Genomic DNA, 9,822 nt, shown 5'->3' on the forward strand with positions numbered 1-9,822 from the left:
TGGACCGCAGGGTCCTGGGAGAGTAGGACGTCGCCAAGCACGATAAAAGAGAGCACAGCCTTAATGGGCTGTGCTCTTTTTGTATACCATAAGGCTTTCGCATTTTGGAAATTATATATACATGAACCCATACATATACTCCATTCCACTAAATTAATAAGATTGGGGGATAACTACAATAAAGCTTACAACACTCTGCATATTGACCGATAGTGAAGTCAAACATAATGAAATTTATAAAGCAGCAAGTCTCCAACAATAGGGAGCCTTGCTGTTTGCCGTTACTGTTTTTTGAGAGGGTGAAAGATTAAAAGTAAGGCTATAAATTTCTAGAGAACAGGTACTTTTGAAACGAGATAGAAACGTTTTTATTAGAGTTTGAAAAGAAAATTCATAGATGTAGGAGAGAAAAACTCAATCCAAACTGGATTTTTTAGACGAAGAGTCAGAAAAAAATATGCAAAAAATGGTCCTTTAGGACTATGGAATAACAATATTTATTACAAAAATAAAGAGTTATTAATTTTGGCTTATGTGAGCTTGATACAAATCCAATCCAATATTTAGGTGATTGAAGAGAGCTGCGGAAAAAGTCGGAATTTGTCGGATGATATCAGGTTGAATTTGTTACATTTATGTTAATGGCATGTAAAGATAAAATTGTTGTAGGATAAGGGGTTGGGACCTCAATGTAAATCAAAATGAGTTCAGTTTTACAAAATTCGTGAAAACCTGAAATCTTGTTTTAAACTAAATTAACAGATCGTGATTGACAGATAACTCATACAAAAAGTGAAATTGTTGCTTTTGAAGTTTGGAAACAAATAACATAATATGGATTTTATTTTATTTTTATGAGCTCTATCAATTTAGCCCTTTTGTCCCATGCCAAGTGGTTTTAAAGTTTGTATATTTAAAAACAGTTAGAAAGTGTTGGAAGAAAAAAAGAGATATAAGGATTTACTGTAAAATTATGAACTGCATAGAGGATGGAGGAATTCTTATGACAACTCGATCACAATCTTGGTTCGCGAAAACAGAGGTCCAACCGACTACGAAGCTCCAACTATTTTGCTTTCCCTACGCCGGTGGTGGTGCTTATATATTTAACTCTTGGAAGTCCAGGTTTGCGCCTGACATTACCGTGTTGCCTATACAACTTCCAGGACGTGAAAGCCGCTCAACAGAAGCTCCAATGGATACTCTTCAAGACATCGTTCAATCGTTGGTTCCAGCTATGGCTCCATACATACATAAGCCGTTCGCTTTTTTTGGACACAGTATGGGAGCACTGATTGCATTTGAAACAGCACGGCAATTGTACAGCAAAACTGGAAAACTACCTGTGCATATCATCATATCCGGTAAATCCGCACCACATATTCCATATTCCAAAAAACGACTCCATGATTTAGCAGACGATTCTTTCACCGAAGAGCTTCGTTTGATGCAAGGAACACCTGAAGAGGTGCTGCAAAATGCAGAATTGATGCAAATTATTATGCCTCGTCTGCGTGCAGATTTTAAGGTATGTGAAACTTATGTTTATCAGCCGGGAAATCCATTGATATGTCCGATGACTGTTTTAGGCGGAATGAAGGATTTTGAGGTTAGCACAGATTCACTCCATGCCTGGCAACAGCATACGACATCACCTATGGATGTTCGAATGTTCGAAGGTAATCACTTTTTCATCCATGAACAAGAACAAGAGGTTATGAGCACAGTCGAGAACATTCTTTCTACATCCTCGCCGATGGCCCACGCGGCGGGAGCTCATACAGCTTACAACACAAGCACCCTACAACCACGATTCAGACAGAGTTAAATGTCCCACACATCACGATACACTTCGTTATTACCATCTCAGCAACAATCAACAACCAACCCACACCAAGATGCAAATTCCAGCATAGTTCAAAATCGCATTTTATTCTGTACGGATACTCATGCATCCAAACCCAGAGTTTATCTCAACGACGTCCACAGCCAATATAAAAAGTTCGCACTGAAAAAGTGTGGGCAGCGAAAAGAGGGATGCCCTTGTTTCGATTAAATTCTGCTTTTCGGAGACTCGCACGTTATGTAAGGCCGTATAATCTATGGGTTTTCATAACGGTGATCACCTCCTTGTGTTTGGCAGCTATTGACATTATTTTGGGTAAGGCCATTGAGCAAATGGCACAGGGGACATTCTCCTCTACCCAGAACATGATCTATCTGGTTGTTGGTATGACGCTAATTGGAATGCCCTGTAAGTTTGTGATGAGGTACGCTTCAGCGCGATTTAGTGTTAGTGCTCTGCGCGACTTGAGAGGCGATCTCGTACATAAGTTTTGCGATTTACCGGTTTCCAGCGTGGAAAGGAAATTTACCGGAGATTTGGTATCCCGTCTAACCAATAATACGGCAGTATTACAGAACTTTTTTATCCAGCAGTTTGCCAATCTGTTCTATTTACCGCTCGTGTTTACGGCATCACTCATATTGCTTTTACTGACAAGCTGGAAACTGATATTGGCAAGTCTTGCGCTCATGCCAATAGGAATGATCATAACATCACTAATGAGCAAGCCAATTGAAAAATACTCAGCGGATCTTCAGGAGAAAATTGCTCATTTGAACGCTGTGGGGCAAGATGCAATCGGAGGAATCCCTATCGTCAAGGCATTCAATATGCAAGCTGTGCTGTTGAAGAAGTATATGGTGATTATGGAGGGGGTCGTCAAGCGCGGCTTACGGCTAGAAAAGCGCTATGCAGCCATTACTCCGGTAGGTGTGATGATGCTAGCAACACCGATTATTTTGGTCATTGTATACGGAGGATACCTGATACAACATGGAGAGTTGAATGCTGGAGGCATTGTACTTTTTTTATACCTGATTTCGTTCATATTGCAGCCGATTGCCATGCTGCCGACGATCATTTCGCAAATGAAGGAAGCGGGTGGAGCTGCAAAGCATTTGTTTGAGGTGCTGGATTGGCAGAATGAACGTCAGGACGGCGAAATGACCTTGGTAGATCAGAAGCGAGAGAATAGGGCGCCTCATTTGAAAGACGATGCAGATGGGGAAGCCAACCGAATGAGTGAAGGCGGAGCAGAAAGTGATGATGACGTTGATAGTGTTGCTGTAGTCAGCTTTGAGCATTTGACCTTTGGCTACGATGAAGGGAACACAGTGCTGAAGGATATCAGCTTCCAGGCAGGGCAAGGGGATATGGTCGCGATTGTCGGTGCCAGCGGTGGGGGTAAAAGCACGATTTTCAAGCTGCTTTGCGGATTTAATGAACCTGGAGAGCATGCTGGAACCATTCAACTATTTGGAAAGAGTTTGACAGATTGGAATTTAACAAGCCTGCGCAGTCATATTTCGATGGTATCTCAGGAGCCGTCGCTTTTTCCGGCCACCATTGCAGAAAATATCGGATATGGACGTTTGGAGGCGACTCGAGAAGAAATTGTCGAGGCGGCGAAAGCGGCACATGCGCATGATTTTATTGTTCAACTTCCCGAGGGCTATGAAACCCTGTTGAGCGAGCGGGGAGGCGGATTGTCTGGCGGTCAAAAACAGCGTATTTCCATAGCAAGAGCATTATTGAAAAATGCTCCGCTACTTCTATTGGACGAGCCGACTTCAGCACTCGATAGTCAGTCGGAGGCTCAGGTGCAGAATGCGATGAATGCGGTAATGCAAAACCGGACGGTACTGGTCATTGCTCATCGACTGTCAACCGTACGTCAGGCGAACCGCATTATTGTACTCGATCAGGGGAGCATTGTGGAATCGGGTTCTCATGAGGAATTACTGGGTCGTGATGGTGTGTACCGAAAGCTGTATTTGAAAAATTTTGAAGAAGAACAGCATACGGCGGAAAACGGTAATTCGTTGCCTGAGGAAAGGGGTGAGCGTCGTGACCTTCAAGCAGGGGTTTTATGAATTTAAGCAGTTGATGTCCCTGATGAAGCCGCACCAAAAATGGTATTTTACCGGGCTGGTTGGCAATAGTCTGACCAATGCCAGCATCACGATTTTACTTTCTTTTGTGGTGCATTATTTGCTGAATTTCGCGGTTAATGGCAATGTACAGGAGCTATACCGAGCGGTCTATTTGGTCAGTGGTACATTTTTGGCATTAAGTCTTATCTCCCCCCTGTGCAGCTATATGTATAAACGGTGTGTAAAGCTGGCGATTGCTGATGTACGAATGAAACTATTTGGCCACATTGTCAAGCTATCGTACGAAAAAGCCGAAAAACACCATTCGGGTGATCTTGTATCCCGTATGACGAACGATGTACAGGCGCTAGAGCAGGCTTACACCGTTCATATTCGCTCGATTATACTGGAAATTTCGCTTTTCTTGGGCTCGTTGGTCATTTTGATGGCTTTGGATTGGCGATTTGGGATTATGGCGGTTGTACTTGGGCTGGCTTCAGCCTGGATAAATGCTCATTTCGCGAAGAAAATGCGAAAGACGAGTGAAGAGTTACAGGGACGGATGAGCAGGTTCACGGAACGATTGAGTGATTTGCTTTCCGGTTTGCAGACGGTGAAGTTGTTTGGGTTGAGGACAAAGGTAGGTGGACTATGTAACGATGCAAGCGAGGACATCAATCGCATCAGCATCCGGCAGGGACGTCATATGGGCTTGCAGGATATGTGCAATTTTGTCATAGAGTTCATTACGCTGGGCGGTGTGCTTGTCGCCGGATTGATTCTGGTATCGCAGAAGCAAATGGAACTGGGAGTATTGGGACAGATTGTACAACTGCAAACCGGTATTTCAACGGTATTTTTGGAGCTAGGGGCGGCTGTAACACTGTTACAAAACTCCTTGGCAGGCTTGGCGCGTATCCGCGAAATTCTGGATGAGTCGAAGGAAGAGGAACAGTTCCCCGCGGCTAAAAAGAAGGGACCGCTGACTAGGCTTAGCGATCCCGAGACGGCAGCTTTATCAGCCCGTGAATCTGGGGAATTCTATGGCGATGTTGAAACCTTAGGTTCAGACCACGCCATTGAACAGACTCCGGCTGCGCTGGAGCTGCACGACATCACCTTTGGCTATCAGCCTGACCATCCAACGCTGCAAAGGTTAAACTTGGTCGTGCCGGAAGGGCAGGTCACTGCACTTGTCGGTCCGAGTGGTGGTGGCAAAAGCACAGTCATGAAGTTGTTGCTGGGATTTTACCCACCGGATGAAGGTGTGCTGCGGGTTCGTGGTCGTTTGGCAGAAGAATTTCCGTTGGATGAGGTCAGGGATTTGATGGCCTATGTACCACAGGAGGCTACGCTGTTCCACGGTACAGTAGCGGATAATATCCGTTTTGGCTCACCGACTGCCACGGATGAGGAAGTGGAGGCTGCAGCCAAAACAGCCTATGCCAGCGGCTTCATAGCCGAGTTGCCAGAGGGGTACGACACGATTGTCGGTGAACGCGGAGCCAATTTGTCCGGCGGTCAAAGACAGCGGATTGCAATTGCCCGTGCTTTGCTCAAAAATGCACCGATTTTGCTATTGGATGAAGCGACCTCGGCTTTGGATGCAGAATCGGAATATGAAGTCCAGCAGGGCTTAAATGAGTTGATGAAGGATCGTACGACATTAGTTATTGCCCATCGATTGTCTACGATTGAACGGGCGGATACGATCTGTGTCCTTGCCGATGGCGAACTGAAAGAGCAAGGTACCCATGATCAGCTCCTTGCCGAGGGCGGCCATTATGCAGAGCTGTATGAGCTTCAATTTCGAAAGCATCCCGAGGAACAAACCGCATGAATATGCGAATTTCCTTTTTACCAAATATCTATTTTGTGAGGAGAGAGACGGATGACACAGCAAGATGTTCAATTGTTTTCCTTAAGCCAGCCACAGCAACGTATTTGGTATACGGAGCTTTTGTATCCTCATCGGAACACTTCAACAATTATTGCTACTGTAAAGATCAGGGGAACTGTTCGCATAGATGCCTTGCAGCAAGCAATGAATCGGGTAATTGCCCAAAATGATTCTTTTCGTATCAAAATTACTGCTCAGGATGGGATTCCATATCAATATGTAGAGCCATTTACGGCAGAAAGTATAGAAACGATCCAAGTTACCCCGGAAGAAGCGAATGTATGGTTAAAGCATCATAATCCACAGCCGTTCTCATTGTTGGATTCGCAGCTGTACCGATTTGTTATCTTGCAGCTCGGAACAGAAGAAACCTGGTTTAATTTTAAAATGCATCATATTATTTCAGACGGCGTGTCCATGAATCAGGCCATTAATGAAATCACAGGACATTATATGGATATTGTGCATGGTACAGGCCAAGATGCGCCGACCAAAGGCAATCCCTATCTGGATTTTATCCAGGTAGAGCAAAGTTATGAGCAATCAGACCGTTATCAAAAGGACAAAACGTACTGGACGGAAAAGTTTGCCGATTTGCCTGAGACTACAGGTTTGAAATCATATAACCCGCTGACACTGAGTACAGCTGCACGCCGGGAGAGCTTTATACTGGAACATGAGTTGTATCGTGGTGTTACGGCTTTTTGCGAAGAGCATAAAATTAGTATTTTCACGTTCTTCCTGGCGGCTCTGTATATTTATTTGCATAAAGTGACGGGGGAGCAGGACTTAACCGTGGGGACACTCTATGCCAACCGTACGTCTAAGAAGGAAAAGGATACCATCGGTATGTTCGTCAGCACCGTGGCTACGCGTCTGTTGGTCGAACCAGAATCCGAACTGCTGACCTTTCTGCAAGGTGTAGGGAAGGAGCAGGCGTCCATTTTGCGGCATCAGCGTTACCCGTACAACAAAATTATTCAGGATTTGCGTGAACAGCAAAGCAGCCTGGACATTCAGCGTCTGTTTGGTGCTTCCATTCAGTACCGCACCTTGAGTTTCTCCCGGTTTGATGAAGCGATTCAGCAGGTGGATAACGATTTCTGCGGAGATACGGTGAACGACTTCGATATTCACATGGTTGAAATGCTGGATGATGATAGACTCGTGCTGTATCTGGATTATCGTACCGAGCTGTTTAGTGAACAGGAAATTGCTCGAATTATTCGGCAATTTTTGAGTGTGGCGGAGCATATGGTGCAGGGCCCACACAAGCGGATACAGGAATTGTCGCTGATCAGTGAGGAAGAACGGGCGCAAATCGTCGACGTATTCAATGCTACAGCGGTGGAATATCCACACGAAGCAGGCATTCATGAGTTGTTTGAGGAACAGGCTGAACATACACCGAATCAGACAGCAGTTGTGTTTGGAAATGCCCGTTTAACTTATGGCGAACTGAATGTAAAAGCAAATCAACTGGCTCACACGTTGCGCGGACACGGTGTTACCGCCGAGCAAACTGTAGGTATCGTTGCTGAGCGTTCCACGGATATGATCGTCGGCATGTTGGCGATTCTCAAAGCGGGCGGTGCATATGTACCCATTGACCCTGATTATCCCGCTGAACGTGTACGTTACCTGTTGGAAGATTCGGGAGCGAAGTTGTTGCTGGTGCAGCGTGCAGAACAGCAACCGGAGGAATACACCGGAATCGTGCTGGATCTAAGCGATGCTAAGGTGTACGCGGCAGAGGATGACCAATGCTTGAATACCGTACATGGGGAGCAAAACGAGGCTTATCATGTGGATTATGCCGATTATACAAATCCGAAAAATGAGATTTTAAAGGAATCGTCCTCGTCTGTCGTAGACAGCACTGCTGGGACACAAGAACGTAAATTTGGAAACCGACTAGCTTATTTGATGTACACTTCGGGCACGACGGGACAGCCCAAAGGAGTTATGGTAGAACATCGCAATGTCGTGCGTTTGGTAAAGCATACAAACTATGCGCAACTGGGTGCTGACACGCGCATTTTGCAAACTGGCGCCGTTGTCTTTGACGCGTCCACCTTCGAAATTTGGGGTGCGCTATTGAATGGTGGACAGCTCGTGCTGGTGAGTCAGGATGTTATTTTGGACGCTCCCAAGCTCAAGGAAGCCGTGCGCAACCATGGTATCACGACAATGTGGCTGACTGCGCCGCTCTTTAACCAGCTATCTCAGCAGGACTTGGAGCTGTTCGAGGGGGTAGAAGAACTGCTGGTCGGTGGTGATGTGCTGTCCGTACCGCATATTAACCGGGTACTGGAGGCTCATCCGTCCCTGCGGATTATTAACGGTTATGGTCCGACGGAAAATACAACTTTTTCTACAACTCATACGATTGCCAGCGTGCAATTGGAATCGGTGCCGATTGGGCGTCCGATCCACAACTCCACAGCGTATGTCGTAGACCGTTCCATGCAGCTTCAGCCTGTTGGAGCATGGGGTGAGCTGATCGTCGGCGGTGATGGGGTGGCACGTGGCTACCGGAACCGTCCTGATTTAACGGCTGAAAAGTTCGTAGATAGTCCGTTCCGTAGCGGAGAGCGCTGCTACCGTACAGGCGATTTGGTTCGCTGGAATGAGGATGGAACGCTGGAATACAAAGGACGGATCGACGCACAGGTGAAAATCCGGGGCTACCGGATTGAGCTGGGCGAGGTGGAAGCGCAGCTCTTGAAGCTAGATGCGGTACAAGAAGCTGTCGTCATTGCACGTGAGGATGAGCAGGGACAGAAACAACTCTGCGCATATGTAGTCACCCTTGTGGATATCGCGGCTAGTGAGTTGCGAAGCACCTTGAGCCAAGAATTGCCGGGTTATATGGTGCCGTCGTATTTTGTGCAGATGGATCAATTGCCGTTAACACCAAATGGCAAAGTGGATCGTCGGGCGTTGCCGCAACCGGAGGGAAGCGTGGATTCCGGCGAGGATTATGTAGCAGCCCGTAATGAGGTAGAGCGGACATTGGTATCGGTATGGCAATCTGTACTGGGAATCGAACAGATTGGTGTTCTGGATAACTTTTTCCATTTGGGCGGCGACTCGATCAAGGCCATCCAAGTGTCTTCAAGACTGCTGCAAAATGGTTACAAGCTGGAAATGAGGGAGTTGTTCCAGTATCCGACGATTGCTGAGCTGAATGGACGGGTGCAGCGGGTGACCCGCGTTTCCGATCAAGGAGAAGTTAGTGGAACCGTGGCATTGACACCGATTCAACACTGGTTCATTGAACAGCAGCCATCCAATCCTGAGCACTATAACCAGGCTCTGATGCTGTATCGTGAGGATCGACTGGACGAAACGGCGCTTCGTCAGGCACTGCAAAGCATTGTCGAGCATCATGACGCTTTGCGCATCGTATTCCGCCAGAATGCAGACGGTGGGTATGAAGCATGGAACCGAGGCGTGCAAGAAGGAGAGCTGTATAGCCTCGAAGTGGTGGATTACACAAGGGAGTCTGACTTTGCTCATTTGCTGGAGAACAACGCCAACGAAATCCAAAGCAGCATCCTTCTAGATGAAGGACCGCTGGTAAAGCTGGGTCTGTTCCGTTGCAACGATGGAGACCATTTGTTGGTAGCAATCCATCATTTGGTGGTTGACGGTGTGTCTTGGCGTATTTTGTTGGAGGATTTGGCAACCGGCTATGAACAGGCTTTACGGGGCGAGTCTGTCCGTTTGCCGAATAAAACGGATTCCTTCCGCCTTTGGGCTAATCAGCTGTCAGCTTATGCGAACAGCACAGCATTGGAGAAGGAGCGTGCGTATTGGGAGCAAATTGAGGAAGCAGGGAAAAGCCAGGCATCCTTGCCTAAGGATTACAATCGTAAATCTCAGGCCAAGCCACAGCTTCGCGATGATCGGACGCTGACCGTAGCGTGGACGGTAGAAGAAACAGAACAATTCTTGAAACAAGCTCATCGGGCCTACAA

General features: G+C 46.5%; 4 protein-coding genes. All 4 read left to right on the forward strand.

Annotated features, from left to right (window positions below):
• Positions 1-1,003 precede the first annotated feature (1,003 nt).
• Positions 1,004-1,828, forward strand: a complete 825-nt coding sequence (locus tag G9G53_RS25415) for a thioesterase II family protein (protein WP_165150854.1) — start codon at positions 1,004-1,006, stop codon at positions 1,826-1,828.
• A 215-nt stretch (positions 1,829-2,043) separates the two neighbouring features.
• Positions 2,044-3,939 carry an ABC transporter ATP-binding protein gene (locus G9G53_RS25420; RefSeq protein ID WP_029517087.1) on the forward strand — a complete coding sequence of 632 codons (1,896 nt, stop codon included), beginning with the start codon at positions 2,044-2,046 and terminating at the stop codon, positions 3,937-3,939.
• A complete protein-coding gene (locus G9G53_RS25425; RefSeq protein ID WP_069012585.1) occupies positions 3,914-5,779 on the forward strand; it encodes an ABC transporter ATP-binding protein in 1,866 nt (621 codons plus the stop codon). Before G9G53_RS25420 ends, G9G53_RS25425 begins: the two co-directional genes overlap by 26 nt.
• 51 nt (positions 5,780-5,830) lie before the next feature.
• On the forward strand, positions 5,831-9,822 hold a 3,992-nt coding region (locus tag G9G53_RS25430), incomplete at its 3' end, for a non-ribosomal peptide synthetase (protein WP_165150855.1).

Source organism: Paenibacillus sp. EKM206P, assembly GCF_011066155.1.
GTDB lineage: Bacteria > Bacillota > Bacilli > Paenibacillales > Paenibacillaceae > Paenibacillus > Paenibacillus polymyxa_D.

What these genes read in the sequence shown, in the direction of transcription:
- G9G53_RS25415 (WP_165150854.1), top strand. Translation starts at nt 1,004, where the DNA reads ATGACAACTCGATCACAATCTTGGTTCGCGAAAACAGAGGTCCAACCG.